The organism is Pseudomonas sp. BN414 (genome assembly GCF_029871275.1).
In the GTDB taxonomy this organism is placed as follows: Bacteria; Pseudomonadota; Gammaproteobacteria; order Pseudomonadales; family Pseudomonadaceae; genus Metapseudomonas; species Metapseudomonas resinovorans_C.
In genome coordinates this window covers 52,720-69,278 of record NZ_SSOL01000075.1, presented here as the reverse complement: position 1 = coordinate 69,278, position 16,559 = coordinate 52,720, and the positions used below count along the sequence as shown (strand labels likewise).

Sequence of the window (16,559 nt, the reverse complement as noted above, 5' to 3'; positions counted from 1 at the left end):
CGTCCGGCGACGCCTGGCCTCGCGCCGCCCGCTGCCAGCGCGGAAGGCGTGCACGTGGACCTGGCGGACCTGATCGAAATGCGCCATCGGGTCCGGGAAGTGCAGCTGTTCTCCAGCCCCGCCCGGCGTAGCCCGCTGATCGGCCTGCACCATTCCAAGCTGCGTGGCCGCGGTGTGGACTTCGACCAGGTGCGTATCTACCAGGCCGGCGACGACGTGCGCACCATCGACTGGCGCGTCACCGCGCGCACCCAGGAACCCCACACCAAATTGTTCCATGAAGAACGCGAACGGCCAGTGTTCATCATGGTCGAGCAAAGCCAGCGGCTGTTCTTCGGCACCGGGCTGGTGTTCAAGTCGGTGCTCGCCGCGCAGGCCGCCAGCCTCATCGGCTGGGCCGCCCTGGCGCACAATGATCGGGTCGGGGGCCTGGTGTTCAGCGAACAGGACCACCACGAGATCAAGCCCCGACGCAGCAAACAGAGCCTCCTGCAACTGCTGAACCGCCTGGCCCGGGCCAACCAGGCCCTCGGCAGCCCGGGCGGCGCCCAGCGCGAAGGCTTCAGCCTGGCGCTGCGCCGCGCCCGCGAGGTACTGCGTCCGGGCAGTCTCGTCGTGATTCTCTGCGACGAACGCACCCTCTCCGATACCGCCGAGCAACAGATCAGCCTCCTCTCGCGTCACACCGACCTGATCCTGATGCCGGTGTCCGATCCGCTGGACCATGCACTGCCAGCCGCTGGCCTGCTGCGTTTCGCCGAGCAAGGTGCCCAACTGGAACTGGACACCCACGCCAGCGATTTGCGCCAGGCCTATCGCGAGATGGGCGAGGCGCGTGTCGCACGCTGGGAGCGCCTGGCCCAGCGACTCCGCGTACTACTGCTGCCGCTGTCCACCCAGGAAGACATGATCGAGCAGTTGCGCGACTACCTGGGCGGCAAGCGATGAACCCGCTGGACGGGCTGGAGCCCCTGATCACGCCAGCGCCAATCCCCTGGTGGCCACCGGCACCCGGTTGGTGGTGCCTGCCGCCCCTGCTCGCGTTGCTGGGATGGGCCATCTGGCAATGGTGGCGACGCCGCATGCACCCAGCCACCGAAGAAGCCGAACAACCCCTGGACCCGCTGCGCCAGGCCGCCCTGGAGGAACTGGCGCGCCTGCCCAAACCCTACGACGGCGCACCCGCTGGCCCCTGGCTGCAGGAACTCAACGGCCTGCTCAAACGTCTATGCCGCATGCACTATCCCGGAGACCAGAGCCACACCCTCAGCGGCCGCGCCTGGCTGGCCTACCTCGACAACCGTTGCCCGGCCGCCGGCCTGACACGCTGGATGCTCCTGGTCGAAGGTGCCTACCGCCCGCAGTGCAAGCTGGACGACAAGGCCATTGCCGGCCTGTACCAGTCCGTCGAGACCTGGATCCGCAAGCATGTTTGAGTTCGCCTGGCCCTGGATCTTTCTCCTTGCCCCGCTACCCTGGGTGCTGCGCCTGCTATTGCCACCGGCGGACAGCGGTGAAGCGGCATTGAAGGTGAGCTTCCTCGCCGACCTCGAAGGTCTGGTGGGCCGGCGCGCCCGGGCCAACCTGCCGGCCTGGCGCCAACAGGCGCCCTTCGCCCTGCTCTGGCTGTTGCTGCTTTGCGCCGCCGCGCGCCCGGAATGGGTCGGCGAGCCGCAACCGCTACCCACCAGCGGAAGGGACCTGCTACTGGCGGTCGATGTGTCCGGATCCATGGACTACGCCGACATGCAATGGGAAGAAGAAACCGTGAGCCGACTCACCCTGGTGAAACACCTCATGGGCGAGTTCATCGACGGCCGTCGCGGTGATCGCATCGGCCTCATCCTGTTCGGCAGCAAGGCGTACCTGCAGGCACCCCTGACGTTCGACCGCCAAACCGTGCACACCTGGCTCGACGAGGCTCTCATCGGCATCGCCGGCAAGAACACCGCCATCGGCGACGCCATCGGCCTGGCGGTGAAACGCCTGCGCCAGCGTCCGGCCGACAGCCGCGTACTGGTATTGATCACCGATGGCGCCAACACCGGCGGCGAGATCGACCCGCTGACCGCCGCGCGCCTGGCTGCCGAAGAGAAGGTGAAGATCTACACCATCGGCATCGGCGCCGATCCGGAGCAGAGTGACGTACTCGGCATCCTCGGCCTCAACCCGAGCATGGACCTGGACGAGCCGACCCTCACCGCCATCGCCGAACAGACCGGCGGCGCATACTTCCGCGCGCGCAACAGCAAGGAGCTGGAGGAAATCGAGGAAAGCCTCGACCGCCTGGAACCAGTGACCCAGCGCGCCAGCCAGGCCCGCCCGGCGTTTTCCCTGTACAGCTGGCCCCTGGCCGGCGCGCTGCTGCTGAGCATCCTGCTGGTCTGCCACGTGCTTTGGCCCCATGCCCTGCAACAACGCCCGCATTGGCTGGGGAGGCGCCCATGATGGAGCTCTGGCCCCACTGGCTGCGCCCTGCATGGCTGCTTCTGCTGCCGATTCTGGGCTGGCTGCTCTGGCAGCTCTGGCACCGCGAACGGCGCAGCGGCCGCTGGGAGCAACTGCTGCCGCGCGCTTTCCAGCCCTGGCTGCTCAGCGGCGGCAGCCAGCGCAACAACCGGCTGCCCTGGCTCGCCCTCGGCCTGGCCTGGCTGCTGTGCCTGCTGTCCCTGCTCGGTCCCACCTGGCAACAGATGGAACAGAGCACGCAGAAGCGCGCCGACCCGCTGGTCGTGATGCTGGAGCTGACCCCATCGATGCTCGCCGGCGACATCGCACCCAGCCGCCTCGAACAGGCCAAACGCAAGCTGCGCGACCTGCTGGACGCGCGCCGCGACGCGCAGACGGCGATCGTCGTCTATGCCGGCAGTGCCCACAGCCTGGTCCCGCTCTCCGACGACCTGATGACCAGCCTCAACCTGATCGAGTCCCTGAAGCCCTCGATCATGCCGCAGCAAGGGCATCGTGCCGACCTGGCCGTGGCCAAGGCGCTGAAGCTGCTGGAACAGGGCGCGCTGGGTCAGGGGCGGCTGCTGCTGATAACCAGCGGCCTCGACGAAGAGGAGCAAGCCGGAATTCGCAAAGCGCTCGGATCACGCGCCGAGCGTCTGGTCATCCTGGGCATCGGCACCGCGGCCGGCGCCCCCATCGCCCAGGAAGACGGTGGCTTCCTCAAGGACGAACAGGGCGCCATCCTGCTGCCCAAACTCGACGGTTCCCAACTGCGCCGGTTCGCCGCCAGCCTGGGTGGTCGCTACGCCGAAGTCCGCCTGGACGAAGGCGACCTGCGCAACTTGGAGCTGCTCGATGGTCCCAGGAGCCTGCGCGAGAGTGGCGAGATCGCCCGTCTCGCGGCCTGGGCCGATCAGGGCCACTGGTTGTTGCTGCCCCTGTTGCTCATCGCCGCCTGCGCCGGTCGCCGTGGCTGGCTGTTCTGCCTGCCGCTGCTGCTGGTACTTCCGCGACCGAGCCTGGCCATGGATTTCGAAGACCTCTGGCTGCGCCCTGACCAGCAAGGCCAACGTCTGCTGGAGGCTCAGCAACCCGACGAAGCAGCCAAGCGCTTCATCGATGCGCGCTGGCAGGGCGTCGCCCTCTACCAGGCTGGCGACTACACGGATGCCGCGGCGCGTTTTGCCCAGGGCGATTCGGCCGCCGACCACTACAACCGCGGCAATGCCCTGGCCTGGGCCGGCGAACTGGAAGCGGCGATAGACGCCTATGATTCGGCCTTGCAACGCCAGCCGGACCTCGCCGCAGCAACGAAGAACAAGGCGCTGGTGGAAGACCTGCTGCGCCAGCGCGAGGCCGAGCGCGAAGCGGGCGACAAGGCATCGCAGAACGGTGAAAAGCAGCCTGGTCAGGGCGGCGAGGCAAAGGCTGCGCAACAGCAGGCAGGCGAACAGAACACCGAGCAGAACGCTGCGCAACAGGCTGGCAACGAAGCCCAGGCAGGTGGATCGACGCGACCGGGCCAAGGCGGCACCGCCGAGCAAGCCACCTCCCAGAACGCTGCGCAAAGCCAGTCCGCCAGTAACGAACCCCTGGGTGACGAGCGTCGCCAGGCCCTCGAACAATGGCTGCGACAGATTCCGGACGATCCGGCCGAACTGCTGCGCCGCAAGTTCTGGTACGAACAGCAACAGCGCCAGGAAGAACAGTGATGACGCGCCTGCTATGCACCCTATTCCTCAGCCTGACGGCACTGGCAGCGCAAGCCGCCGGCTTCACCGCCTCCGTCGACCGCACGCGGCTGAGCGAAGGTGAAACCGTCGAGCTGACCCTCGAGTCCTCCGACCCAACCCTGTTCGGCAAGCCCGATCTGACACCACTGAACGACACCTTCGATGTGCTCGCCACGCGCCAGATCAACCAGCTCGGCACCTTCAACGGCAAGAACGACCGCGCCACCCGCTGGATCATCACCCTGCAGCCGAAGCAGACCGGCTTCGTCACCATCCCGGCGCTGAAGCTGGGCGACGTTCACAGCGCGCCCATCACCCTTAACGTCCAGAAGGCCGAGAAAAGCGACACGTCCAGCGGCAGTAACCTGGCCCCGGTCTTCATCGACGCCAGCCTCGACCAGGAAAGCGTCTACGTACAGGCGCAGGCCATCCTCACCCTGCGTATCTACCATTCCGTGTCGCTCTACGACGACAGCAGCCTCAGCCCGCTGCAGATGGACGACGCCCGCGTCGAGCAACTGGGCGATCCGCGCACCTACGAGAAAGAGATCAATGGCGTTCGGCATGGCGTGATCGAAGTGCGCTATGCCGTCTTCCCGCAGAAGAGCGGCGTCATGAACATTCCCCCGCAGGTGTTCAGCGCGACCCTGGTCGATCCGGGTAGCGATACCGGCTATCAGCCCTTCGGCCCCCGCCCGGGCAAGCTGACCCGGGTGAACTCGCCGCGCATTCCCCTGACGGTCATGCCAAAGCCCGCCGAGTATCCGGCCGATGCCCCCTGGCTGCCCGCGCGCAACCTGACCCTGGCCGAGTCCTGGAGCCCCGATCCCGCAAGCGTGCAGACCGGTGACTCGCTGACCCGCAGTCTGATGCTGAACGTGGAAGGCCTCTCCAGCGCACAGATACCGCCGCTGCCGGCGACACAGGCGAAAGGCTTGCGCCGCTATCCCGACCAGCCGCAGCTGGGCAACAAGACCGACGACCGGGGACTCCTTGGCAGCCGCGAAGAGCGCGAAGCCCTGGTGCCCACCACCAGTGGCCGCCTGGAACTGCCCGCGGTAACGGTGATCTGGTGGAACACCCGTGACAATCGCCTGGAGCGCAGTGAAATTCCAGCGCGCACCCTGGAAGTCGCCAGCAACCCCGAACTCGAATCAGCACCTGCGTTGTCCGTGGGCACACAGGTCGGCAACGCCATTGGCCAGGCGCGTCTCTGGCCCTGGCAGCTCGCCACCGCGCTGCTCGCCTGCACGACCCTGCTGGGCTTCGGCCTCTGGTGGCGCGCGCGTCGCCAACCCGCGATCCTGCCTACGATCCAGACCGGCCCGAGCCCACGTACCCTGCTGGATGAACTGCGCCGGGCCTGCCAGTCCAACGATCCCCACGCGACCCGCCAGGCGCTGGACAACTGGGCTCGCCAGCAACCGGAAACCCTCGCTGACATGGCCGCTCGCTTCGTGCCGCTGTCCGATGCCATGGACGGGCTCAACGGCGCGCTGTACAGCGAAGCCGGCCTGCACTGGCAGGGCGAAGACCTCTGGAAAGCCATCCGCGCCCTCCCCGCCCTCGTGGTGGAACAGCAAACCACGGGCGAGCCTAGCCAGCTGCCGCCGCTGTATCCGCGTTGAGGTCGCGCGTTCGCAGCCTGTAGGAGCGAGCACCCCGGATGAGGCCCAGGAGAGTCCTCGATCTGGATCGTTGGGCTTCGCTGCGCTCTGCCACAACCTACGGGTGCTCCCTTGTGGGGGCGAATTCATTCGCCAAGCAGGCCACAGGCCTGCCGTAGGTTGGTCCGAGCGGAGCGAGGCCCAACGCGAAAGCTCGATCTGGACCGTTGGGCTTCGCTGCGCTCTGCCACAACCTACGGGTGCTTCCCTGTAGGGGCGAATTCATTCGCCAAGCAGGCCACAGGCCTGCCGTAGGTTGGTCCGAGCCTGCGAGGCCCAACGTGGGGGCTCGACCATGAACGGTAGCGGGACAATCCACGCCCATAAAAAAACCGCGGCCTGGGCCGCGGTTTTCTTTTCAAGCAATCAGGCTCAGTGGGCCAGCAGCGAACCACCGACCTTGCCCGCGAGTTTCTCGGGCTTGATCAGGAAGCGCGCCAGGGCCGGCAGCAGCCACAGTGCACCGAACATGTTCCAGAGGAGCATGAAGGTGAGCATCAGACCCATGTCGGCCTGGAACTTGATGGCCGAGAAGATCCAGGTGGCAACACCGATCGCCAGGCAGAGGCCGGTGAAGAGCACCGCCTTGCCGGTGGACTTCAGGGTCTGGTAGTAGGCTTCTTGCAGCGGCAGGCCGGCACGCAGGAAGCTCTCCAGGCGGCTGTAGATGTAGATGCCGTAGTCGACACCGATACCCACGCCCAGCGCGATCACCGGCAGGGTCGCCACTTTCACGCCGATACCCAGCCAGGCCATCAGCGCGTTGCCCAGCACCGAGGTGAGGATCAGCGGCAGCACGATGCACAGCGTGGCGGCGATGGAGCGGAAGGTGATCAGGCACATCACGGCAACGCAGATGTACACCAGGATCAGGATGGTCAGCTCGGCCTGGGCGATCACCTCGTTGGTGGCCGCTTCGATACCGGCGTTACCCGCCGCAAGGAGGAACTGCAGGCCATCCTTGTTGTGGTCCTTGGCGAAATCCTCTACGGCGGTCACGGCACGGGTAAGCGTCTCGGCCTTGTGGTCGTTGAGGAATACCAGCACCGGGGCCAGCGAGCAGTCGGAGTTGTACAGGCCTTCAGCACGGCTGATGGAGTTGTTCAGCACGTCCTGGTTGCGGGACAGGGTTTCCCACTTCAGGTTGCCCTCGTTCATCCCTTTGATCACCTGCTTGGAGACGGTGACCATGGAGATGGCGGACTGCACGCCCGGAGTGTTCTCCATCTTCCACATCAGCTCGTCCACCGGCGCCAGGGTCTCATGGGTGGAGCAGCCTTCGGGGCCGGTCTTGACCATGACTACCAGTACGTCGGAACTGGTGGAGTAGTTGTTGATGATGAAGTTGTTGTCCTGGTTGTAGCGCGAGTCCGGACGCAGTTCCGGTGCACCCTGGTCGAGGTCGCCGATCTTCAGGTTCTGGCCGTACCACAGGCCGCCAGCGAAGGCGATCAGGGCGATGACCACGGAGATCGGTGCCACGACCGGGTGAGCGAAGTTGGACAGCAAGCGCCAGAACGGATGGTCGCGCACCGCGTCCTTCTTGCTGCGTTCGATGGCCTTCTTGCTGATGCCGACGTAGGAGATCGCAACCGGCAGCAAGATCAGGTTGGTGAAGACGATCACCGCCACACCGATGGAAGCACCGATAGCCAACTCGCGGATCACGCCGATGTCGATGATCAGCAGGGTGATGAAGCCCACGGCGTCGGCGAGGATGGCGATCATGCCCGGCAGGAACAGCTGGCGGAAGGTGCGCCGTGCTGCGGTCAGGGCGTTGTCGGCGTCACTGGATTGCAGGGCGATACCGTTGATCTTCTGCACGCCGTGGGAAATACCGATGGCGAAGATCAGGAAGGGCACCAGCATCGAGTACGGGTCGAGTCCGAAGCCTACGGAGTGCATCAGGCCCAGCTGCCAGATCACCGCCACCAGGGTGGTGGAGAGCACGGCGATGGTGCTGCGGATGCACCAGGTGAACCAGTAGAGCAGCACCAGGGTGATGAGGAAGGCGATGCCGAAGAACATCACCACCATGATCAGGCCATCGATCAGGTCACCCACCTTCTTCGCGAAGCCAACCACGTGGACCTTCACGTTGGGGTTCTGGGCCTGATACTTCTCGCGAATCTTCTCTTCCAGCTCATGGGAGAACTGGCGGTAGTCGAGCTTCATCAGCTTGCCCTGGTCGTTCGGGTCCGGATAGGACTCGAGCAGCGGCACGTCGACGATGCTGGACTTGAAGTTGTTGGCTACCAGGCGGCCGATCTGGCCGGACTTGAGTACGTTGTTGCGCAGCTCTTCCAGGCTGGCCTCCGAGCCGTCGTAGGTCTGCGGAATGACCTCACCACCGGCGAAGCCCTCCTCGGTCACTTCAGTCCAGCGTACGCTCGGACTCCACAGGGACTTAAGGCCGGAACGATCCACACCGGGAATGTAGAAGACCTCGTCATGGATCTGACGCAGGGTTTCCATGTACTCCTTGGTGAAGATGTCGCCGTTGACCGCTTCCACCGAGATACGCACGGTGTTGCCGAGGTTGGCCAGGTCATTGCGGTGTTCCAGCATCTTCTGGATGTACGGATGATGCAGCGGGATCATCTTCTCGAAACTGGTGGAAGGCCGTACGTGCATGGCCTGCCAGAAGAGGAAGATGCTGACCAGCAGGCAGATGACGATCACCGCCGGCCGGTTGTTGAAGATCAGGCGCTCCAGAAAGGTCGCCTTGTCCTGGTGATGGGTACTCATCGAAACTCTCCGCCTTTCTTATAGTTGGCCCAGCTCGGCGCCGGTCGGCGACGCTACGCGTACACCGCCCTGTCCCACCAGGATCAGGTTGCCTTTCTCGTCGGCGATGACACTGGCCAGCGACATACGATCGCTGCGGTTCACCACGGCGAAGGTGCGACCGCTGTCGATGCTCTTCAGCACGCTGCCGCCATGACCGACCACCACCAGGCTGCCATCGGGCAGCAGTGCGCCGCCGGACAGGCCGAACTCCAGTTCACCGTTGCCGGCTTTCAGCGGGATGGTCTCCCAGGTGTTGCCGAAGTCAGTGGAACGGAACAGGTGGCCGCGCAGGCCGTAGGCGACGACCACGCCCGGCTCGGCAGTGCCGAGTGCGCCGAACAGCGAGCCCTCGTACGGGCCTTCGAGGCGCTCCCAGGTTTCACCCCAGTCGGCGGAACGGAACATGCTGCCCGCCTCGCCCACCACGAACAGGCCGGAATCTTTCACGGCGGCGATGGCGTTGAGGTGGTACTGGTCTTCGTTGTCGAGGCGGTCGCTGACGTCTTCCCAGTTCTTGCCACCGTCGCGGGTGGTCAGCATGGCGCCGTAGGAGCCCACGGCAAAGCCGGTGCTGGCGTCCTTGAACCAGACGTCCAGCAGCGGCGCTTCGCGCTGCAGGTCTTCGAACTGGAGGGTCCAGGTCGCGCCGCCATCCTGGCTGACGAGGATCTGTGCGTCGTGACCAACAGCCCAGCCTTGCTTGTCATCGACGAAATAGACAGCGGTGAGCATCTGGCGGGTAGGCACCTTGGCCTGGGTCCAGGACTTCCCGTTGTCGTCGGAATAGAGAATGTGGCCACGGTCGCCAACGGCCACCAGGCGTTTGCCGGCATGGGCGACGTCGAGCAGGAGGCTGCTCACGGCCTTGGGCGATTCGATGGAGAGGACGGGCGCATCAGCGGCCAGCGCGGATACGGAGACGGGCGCAGCGGCTACAGCAAGGACAGAGAGCACACTGAACAGCGAGAGCGCTTTGGCCAGCGGCGAATGAAAGCGGAACGTCGGCTTGTGGAGATTTTCCACGGCAAGGCCTGACGGGGTGCGCCGCATGACGGGCTCACTCATACACCTTTCCCCTTTTTGTTATAGGTGGATGCTGCCCAGGGCAGGCAGCGCCCTAATCCTAGCCAGCTTTGGAAAGCGTGCACAATCAGCGGGACGTTATGTTTTGTTAAGCGCTGGTGGCGCTCTGTAACACGGCATTCCCGTTTCCCAAAAGAAAAAGGCCGCTACACGTAGCGGCCTTTTTCCTGGAGCTTCAAGCGATCAACGAGTACCGCGGCGACGCAGGGCGGACGGCTTGAAGTAGCCATCGTCCGGAGTGGCCTGGGTGAAGTCGATGGTGGTCGGCTCTTCGTTGTCCAGGTTCTGCACGTGGTAGCGGCGGGCCTGCAGGTCGTGGAACACGTCGAGTGCGGACCAGGTGGTCGGCAGGTCGTAGTAGTTCTTCAGGTAGGCAACCGATACGCGCCACAGCTCGCCACGGCCGTCGTACTGGTCGACCACTGCGGCTTGCCAGCTGTCCTCGTCGAGGAACAGGGTGCGCTTGGAGTAGATGTGGCGGGCGCCCGACTTCAGGGTGCCTTCCACGACCCACACGCGGTGCAGTTCGTTGCGGGTAAAGGCCGGATTCAGGTGGCCGGGCTGCAGCAGGTCCTTGTACTTAACCTCGGGGCTGGAAACCTTGTAGTTGTTGTACGGGATGTAGATTTCCTTCTTGCCCACCAGCTTCCAGTCGTAACGGTCCGGAGCGCCGTTGAACATGTCGGTGTCGTCGGCGGTGCGCAGGCCGTCGGCAGCAGCGATCGGAGTGTCGTAGGCGAGGTTCGGTGCGCGGCGCACGCGACGCTGGCCGGCGTTGTAGCCCCAGGCCTGACGCGGTTCCTTCACCTGGTCGAGGGTTTCATGGACCAGGGTGGCGCCACCAGCCAGGCGAGCCGGGCTCTTGGTGAAGGACAGGTAGTAGAACAGGATGTTGTTCAGGTCGGCGTAAGTACCTTGCGGGTTGTAGTACTTGAACCGGGCTTCCTGCTGCGAGGTCACCAGGGAGTAGTCGCCATTGCGCTGCACGGCCACTTCCGAAGCGCGGCGCACGATGTAGGAACCGCGATAACGGGTGATGTGGTTCCACAGGGCCTCGACGCCATTCTGCGGGATCGGGAACGGAATACCGCCATAGGCATCGGAGAAGCCGTTGCCGCCGTCCAGCAGTTTGGCGGAGGTGGCGTTCTTGACGGTGTTGTCATACACCCACTGCGGCGCGGAGCCGGAGCGGCGGGTCTGGTACACCGGCATCTGGAAGCTGTTCGGGTAGGCGTTGAACAGGGCGATCTGACCGGGGGTCAGGTTGGCCTTGTACTGGTCCAGGTTCGCCTTGGTGATGGTGAACAGCGGTTTGTCTTCCGGGAACGGGTCCGGGTGGTGCTGGCCGGACTTGTAGCCAGCCGGAGCCTGGGTGATACCACCGGTCCAGGCCGGGATGGTGCCGGCAGCGTTGCCGGCCTTCTCGGCACCGAAGGGGGTCAGGCTGGCGCCGAGTTTGGTGGCGTCCTGGGCCGAAACCGAGGCCAGGGCGCTGCTGGCGGAGAGCGCCAGGGCAACCGCGGCGCTAATCAGCGAAAGCTTTTTCAGCATGGGGGTTCTCCGTGATGAGTCTGTATCGGGCGCCCCGGGGCGCCCGTATTGTTCTTGTTGGGATTAGAACGAGTACTTGACGTTGACGCCGATGTTGTCGCGGTCACGTACCGAGTTGTTCTGGCCGCCGCCGTAGAACTCGGTGTACTGGAGTTCGGCTTCCAGACTGTTCAGGTAGGTTGCCTTGACGCCCAGGGTGTATGCCTTACGGCCTTCGATGAAGCTGCCGGTCTGGTAGGAGTTGCCCTCGAAGTCGTCCTTGTAGACGACGTAGGGGGAGATGTTCACGCCGGCATAGACATCGTTCCAGGTACCGGACACCAGCAGGGTGTAGCCGTAGGCGTTCTTGTTGACCTGATCGTCACGTTCGCCGCCGGAGACGTAGGAGTTGTTGCCACGGCCGGAGTAGTAGCGCTTCTGGCCGTTGAACGCGGTGTACTGCAGGTCGCTGCCGCGCAGGTGCTCGGAAGCCAGCTCCGCCACGCCGATCAGAGAGTCGAAGGACAGCGACGGACCGAAGTTGTAGATGGTGCCCAGAGAGGTGTTGAAGGCTTCTACGCGTTCGGAGTTGTGGATCGAGTCGCCCAGTTGCACGTCCTGACCGCCGATGTTGACGGTGCGGCCGGAGGCCAGTTGCGGCGCCTGGAGCAGCAGGTCGCCCAGCAGGTCGTTGGTGGTGGCGATACCGATCGGCAGGTTCGGGCGGTAGGCCAGTTCACCGAACACCGAAGCGTCGCCCACGGTGGTGTTGAAGCTGAAACCGTACATGCGGATGTCTTCGGCGTATTCACGCTGTGCCTGCACGGCGTTCGCCACATCCATGGTCGCCAGGCCGCCGGCTGCGGTAGTAGCGGCGGTAGTCAGCGCGTTGGAGTATGCACGCGCCAGGGCCGGGTTCAGCGCCGGGTTGGCCAGCACTGCACGCAACTGAGCAACCGAGATGCCCGCCTGGGCCGCAACTGCCTGCTGAACCTGCGGAGCGATCGCGGTAGAAGCGGCGCCAGCGATCTGGGCAAGGTTCAGACCCGCGTAATCACCCAGGTTCGCCGCAATGGTCGGCTCTTTGGCGTGGTAGTTGACGAAGTAGAAGCCGAACTCGGTGGAGTTCAGTTCTTCAGCGATATAGCGGAGAGCCACACCGAATTGGCCGTCGTTCTTGGCGTTGATGTCCGGACCGATCGAGGCCACCTTGATCACGCCATTGGCGTCCACGTTGCGGCCGCCCTGAAGGCCACCGATACCTGCAGCGCTCAGGCCGCCATAGAGGGGAGCGAGCGGTTGCAGCGCGGGCTGGGTGGAGTACGCGGTATTACCGCCATCAGCGAACAGGTCAGTCTCGGAGTAGTAGGTGCCGACCGGGTCGATAGCCGATTCTTTCCAGTTCCACTGGTAGAAGGTTTCCATCGACAGGTTTTCGGTCAGGCCGACGTTGAAGCTCAGCGCCTCGACCGGTACCAGTACTTCCTTCAGCTCGGAGCCCGGCAGACGGAACTTGGCGGCGTCGACCGGGTTGGTGGTGTTCACGCCACCGCGGTAGAAGATGCCCTCACCCCAGTTGAACACTTGCTTGCCTACGCGGCCGGTGACCGGCATGTCGGCCACGTCCCAGTTGCCATAGAGGTAGGCGTCGAGGATCTGCGCATCACGACCGGCCTTGTGGCGGGTTTCGTAAGTGAAGCTGTCGTCCTTCGGGAAGTTCTGGCTCGGCTGGACCGGGTTGTTGTTGTCCAGGTAGTCGTTGCGCTTGTCCATGATCTGGGTGTCATAGAAAGCGGTGCCACGAACGAACATGCCGTAGTTCTTGTAGGTCGCTTCCAGGTCGGAAGTGATCTTGTAGACCTCGGAGACCAGGCCGGTATCGAAGTTGCGGTTACCGTCGTTGGTATTGATGTCGTTGTTGGTCTTGTCCTGGCCCTGTACGCGCCACAGCTGGCCGTAGGAAACGGTGGTATCCAGGGAACCGGAAATTTCGTCGTTGGCGAAGCTGAATTCCACCGCCTGGGCCTGGGCGGCCACCAGGATCGGCAGGATACCGGCGAAGGCGAAACCTGCCTTGGCCGGTGCGAAACGCAACGTGGGCTTGCGGGACTTGAGCTCCATCGAGTCTTACTCCGTGGACTGATCACTTTGTTATTGGCAGCCCGTCAGGCGGGCTTGTTTGTCCAGCCGCTTGGCGGCCTTGTTTGGCTTCGGCAGGAAATCCCCAGCGCAGAGCGCACCCCGCTTCGAATTGCACCGAAACGGGGCCAAATCGTCAGCGGCGTTGCAACCATGGTGCCAATTCGCAAATGAGCGTCAGAAAAGTTCCGCGAGCTTCACGACAATTTTTTGTCAAACAAGTGACTGATCATCCACTGATCAATTTCGATTTTTCTGTCCGATCTTGTCGGACGATCTGGCTCGATTTGTCACTCAAGATCACACTTGAAGGGCATGTACGTTCATACCAAAAGCTGTCTGGTCAAGCCTTTTATGGGCGTTTAAGACCGCTTGCGCATAACAACGGGCCGATTCATTTCTTTGAGTAACAAAAAAGTGTTACCGGAGCTAACCGGTAACACTTCTTGAAGGAGAGATTTCGGAGGGATGACAGCCCGCTTGCGCGGGCTGCCAGAGAGGGCGTCAGGCGAGGCTTTTGCTGACCACTTCGAAGACGTCGCTGGAGAGTTCGCCGGAGGCGAGGATGCGCTCCAGTTCGGCTCTCATCAGTTGCTGGCGACCGCCGTCGTACTTGCGCCAGCGGGTGAGCGGCGCCAGTTGGCGGGAAGCGATCTGCGGGTTGAGGGCATTCAGCGTGATCACATGGTCGGCGAGGAAGCGGTAGCCGGCACCATCGGCGCGGTGGAAGTTCACCAGGTTCTGGTTGGCGAAGGCACCGATCAGGGCACGCACCTTGTTCGGGTTCTTCAGGGTGAAGGCCGGGTGCTCCATCAGTGCCTTTACCCGCTCCAGGCCGCCGGGCAGGCCGCAGCCGGCTTGCACGCTGAACCACTGGTCCATCACCAGCGGATCTTCCTTGAAGTACTCGGCGAAGCGCTCGAGGGCCTCCGCCTTTTCCTTCTCGAAGCCCGAATTGACCAGCACGGCCAGGGCCGACAGGCGCTCGGTCATGTTATCGCAGTCGCTGAACTGCTCCTCGCAGGCCTCCAGCACTTCCGGCTTGCCGCTCTGCATCAGGTAGGAAAGCGCGATGTTCTGGAGGGTGCGTCGAGCGATATGCGCCGCCTCGGCCACATAACCGGTTTCGCGAGACAACCCACGATTAGCCTGGAAGCGGGCCAGCAGCGGCTGGAACAGGGCTTCGCCGATGGACTGGCGGGCGAACTCGCGTGCGGCGTGGATAGCATCCACGTCGGCCACTTCGCTGATCTCGGTGAGATAGGCCTCGCTCGGCAGGGACAGCATTTCCGCGACCATTGCCTGATCGAGCGACTCGTCCTCCAGCAGGGTGCGGAAGGCGGTGATCAGGCGCGGGTCCAGCACCAGCTTCTCGCCGCGCTGATGCTGACCGATCAGCTCCTGCAACACCTGCACCGACAGCTGCTGGCCGGCCTCCCAACGGTTGAAGCCGTCGGAGTCGTGCTGCATGAGGAACATCAGCTGGTCACGGTCGTAGGGGAAGGCGAGCTTCACCGGCGCAGAGAAACCACGCAGCAGCGACGGCAGCGGACGCTCCGCGATATCGACGAAGGTAAAGGTCTGCTCAGCCTCGGTGACCGACAGCACGCGATTGCCGCCCAGCGCCTTGGCTTCGCCCGCGAGACGCAGCGGCAGGTCGTTGCCGGCTGCGTCCAGCAGTCCCAGCTCCACGGGAATGACGAAGGGTTGCTTGTCCTTCTGCCCCGGAGTGGCCGGGCAGCTCTGGCGGAAGGTCAGGCTGTAGGTCCTGGCGGCGGCGTCATAGCTGTCTTCCACCTGCAGGCGCGGCGTGCCGGACTGGCTGTACCAGCGCTTGAACTGGGAAAGGTCGACGCTGTTGGCGTCTTCCATCGCCTTGACGAAGTCGTCACAGGTCACGGCCTGGCCGTCGTGGCGCTCGAAGTAGAGGTCGGTGCCCTTGCGGAAACCTTCGGCGCCCAGGAGCGTGTGGATCATGCGAACCACTTCCGAGCCCTTCTCGTAGACGGTCAGGGTGTAGAAGTTGGAAATCTCGATGAAGGAATCCGGGCGCACCGGATGGGCCATCGGGCCGGCATCCTCGGCGAACTGGTTGGTACGCAGGAAGGCGACGTCTTCGATGCGCTTGACGGTGCGCGAGTTCATGTCGGCGGAGAACTCGGCATCACGGAATACGGTGAAGCCTTCTTTCAGCGACAGCTGGAACCAGTCGCGGCAGGTCACGCGGTTGCCCGACCAGTTGTGGAAGTACTCGTGCGCAACAACCGCCTCGACGCGCTGGTGCGCAGCGTCAGTAGCGGTCTCCGCCTTGGCCAGCACGCAGCTGGAGTTGAAGATGTTGAGCCCCTTGTTCTCCATGGCGCCCATGTTGAAGTCATTGACCGCGACGATCATGAAGATGTCCAGGTCGTACTCGCGGCCATACACCTCTTCGTCCCAGCGCATGGACTTCTTCAGGCTGTCCATGGCGTGCTGCACCTTGTCGATGTTCTCCGGCTCGACGTAGATGCGCAGGGTCACGTCGCGCTTGCTCATGGTGTTGAAAACGTCTTCCACGCACCAGAGGTCGCCCGCCACCAGGGCGAACAGATAAGCCGGTTTCTTGAAGGGGTCTTCCCAGGTCGACCAGTGGCGACCGCCCTCCTCCGCCCCGCTGGCCACCGGATTGCCGTTGGACAGCAGTACCGGATAGCGATGCTGCTCGGCGCTGACGGTGGTGGTGAACGTGCTCATCACGTCCGGGCGGTCGAGGTAGTAGGTGATCTTGCGGAAGCCTTCGGCCTCGCACTGGGTGCAGAACATCTTGCCGGACTTGTACAGGCCTTCCAGGGCCGTGTTGGTTTCCGGATGGATGCGCACGGTGCTGTCGAGGGTGAAGCTCGCGGCCACCGGCTGCAGGGTCAGATGGCTGTCGTCCACCTGGTAATCGGCGGCGCCCAGTTCGCGGTCGTCCATGGAGAGCGACAGCAACTCCAGCTGCTGGCCGTCCAGCACCAGCGGCGGCAGGCCCTCGGCTGCGCGCTCGGGGTTGCGGCGCATCACCAGCTGGGCGTGGACCAGGGTGTGATCCTCGTACAGCTCGAAGGTCAGGTTGGTCTCGTCGATCAGGTAATCCGGGGCCTGATAGTCCTTGAGGTAGATGACTTTCGGTTGCTCGGTGCGCATG

At 63.9% G+C, this 16,559-nt stretch carries 10 protein-coding genes; 5 read left to right on the top strand and 5 right to left on the bottom strand.

Going from position 1 to position 16,559, the window contains the following annotated elements; all coding sequences use genetic code 11:
- Positions 1-78: 78 nt before the first annotated feature.
- The 5 genes from E8E95_RS22840 to E8E95_RS22820 are packed head-to-tail and all read left to right on the top strand — an operon-like array spanning position 79 to position 5,812.
- A complete protein-coding gene (locus tag E8E95_RS22840) occupies positions 79-948 on the top strand; it encodes a DUF58 domain-containing protein (protein ID WP_280354389.1) in 870 nt (289 codons plus the stop codon).
- A complete protein-coding gene (locus tag E8E95_RS22835; protein ID WP_280354109.1) occupies positions 945-1,436 on the top strand; it encodes a DUF4381 domain-containing protein in 492 nt (163 codons plus the stop codon). Before E8E95_RS22840 ends, E8E95_RS22835 begins: the two co-directional genes overlap by 4 nt.
- Positions 1,429-2,448, top strand: coding sequence for a VWA domain-containing protein (locus E8E95_RS22830; RefSeq protein WP_280354107.1), 1,020 nt, complete (start codon positions 1,429-1,431; stop codon positions 2,446-2,448). Before E8E95_RS22835 ends, E8E95_RS22830 begins: the two co-directional genes overlap by 8 nt.
- Complete coding sequence (locus tag E8E95_RS22825; protein WP_280354105.1) at positions 2,445-4,163, top strand: VWA domain-containing protein; 1,719 nt, start codon at positions 2,445-2,447, stop codon at positions 4,161-4,163. Before E8E95_RS22830 ends, E8E95_RS22825 begins: the two co-directional genes overlap by 4 nt.
- Positions 4,163-5,812, top strand: coding sequence for a BatD family protein (locus E8E95_RS22820; RefSeq protein WP_280354104.1), 1,650 nt, complete (start codon positions 4,163-4,165; stop codon positions 5,810-5,812). Before E8E95_RS22825 ends, E8E95_RS22820 begins: the two co-directional genes overlap by 1 nt.
- A gap of 411 nt (positions 5,813-6,223) precedes the next feature.
- Here E8E95_RS22820 and E8E95_RS22815 read toward each other — a convergent pair whose 3' ends face one another.
- From E8E95_RS22815 to pepN, 5 genes are all read right to left on the bottom strand, one after another.
- A complete protein-coding gene (locus E8E95_RS22815) occupies positions 6,224-8,599 on the bottom strand; it encodes an RND family transporter (RefSeq protein WP_280354102.1) in 2,376 nt (791 codons plus the stop codon).
- A gap of 18 nt (positions 8,600-8,617) precedes the next feature.
- Positions 8,618-9,691 carry a YCF48-related protein gene (locus tag E8E95_RS22810; RefSeq protein ID WP_280354387.1) on the bottom strand — a complete coding sequence of 358 codons (1,074 nt, stop codon included), beginning with the start codon at positions 9,689-9,691 and terminating at the stop codon, positions 8,618-8,620.
- Between the two features lie 216 nt (positions 9,692-9,907).
- A complete protein-coding gene (locus E8E95_RS22805) occupies positions 9,908-11,275 on the bottom strand; it encodes a DUF1329 domain-containing protein (RefSeq protein ID WP_280354100.1) in 1,368 nt (455 codons plus the stop codon).
- Between the two features lie 63 nt (positions 11,276-11,338).
- Complete coding sequence (locus E8E95_RS22800) at positions 11,339-13,375, bottom strand: DUF1302 domain-containing protein (RefSeq protein ID WP_179057907.1); 2,037 nt, start codon at positions 13,373-13,375, stop codon at positions 11,339-11,341.
- A gap of 522 nt (positions 13,376-13,897) precedes the next feature.
- Positions 13,898-16,558, bottom strand: a complete 2,661-nt coding sequence (pepN, locus tag E8E95_RS22795) for an aminopeptidase N (RefSeq protein WP_280354098.1) — start codon at positions 16,556-16,558, stop codon at positions 13,898-13,900.
- Position 16,559: the final 1 nt, after the last annotated feature.

What these genes read in the sequence shown, in the direction of transcription:
- E8E95_RS22840 (WP_280354389.1), top strand. Translation starts at nt 79, where the DNA reads ATGCGCCATCGGGTCCGGGAAGTGCAGCTGTTCTCCAGCCCCGCCCGG.
- E8E95_RS22835 (WP_280354109.1), top strand. Translation starts at nt 945, where the DNA reads ATGAACCCGCTGGACGGGCTGGAGCCCCTGATCACGCCAGCGCCAATC.
- E8E95_RS22830 (WP_280354107.1), top strand. Translation starts at nt 1,429, where the DNA reads ATGTTTGAGTTCGCCTGGCCCTGGATCTTTCTCCTTGCCCCGCTACCC.
- E8E95_RS22825 (WP_280354105.1), top strand. Translation starts at nt 2,445, where the DNA reads ATGATGGAGCTCTGGCCCCACTGGCTGCGCCCTGCATGGCTGCTTCTG.
- E8E95_RS22820 (WP_280354104.1), top strand. Translation starts at nt 4,163, where the DNA reads ATGACGCGCCTGCTATGCACCCTATTCCTCAGCCTGACGGCACTGGCA.
- E8E95_RS22815 (WP_280354102.1), bottom strand. Translation starts at nt 8,599, where the DNA reads ATGAGTACCCATCACCAGGACAAGGCGACCTTTCTGGAGCGCCTGATC.
- E8E95_RS22810 (WP_280354387.1), bottom strand. Translation starts at nt 9,691, where the DNA reads ATGCGGCGCACCCCGTCAGGCCTTGCCGTGGAAAATCTCCACAAGCCG.
- E8E95_RS22805 (WP_280354100.1), bottom strand. Translation starts at nt 11,275, where the DNA reads ATGCTGAAAAAGCTTTCGCTGATTAGCGCCGCGGTTGCCCTGGCGCTC.
- E8E95_RS22800 (WP_179057907.1), bottom strand. Translation starts at nt 13,375, where the DNA reads ATGGAGCTCAAGTCCCGCAAGCCCACGTTGCGTTTCGCACCGGCCAAG.
- pepN (WP_280354098.1), bottom strand. Translation starts at nt 16,558, where the DNA reads ATGCGCACCGAGCAACCGAAAGTCATCTACCTCAAGGACTATCAGGCC.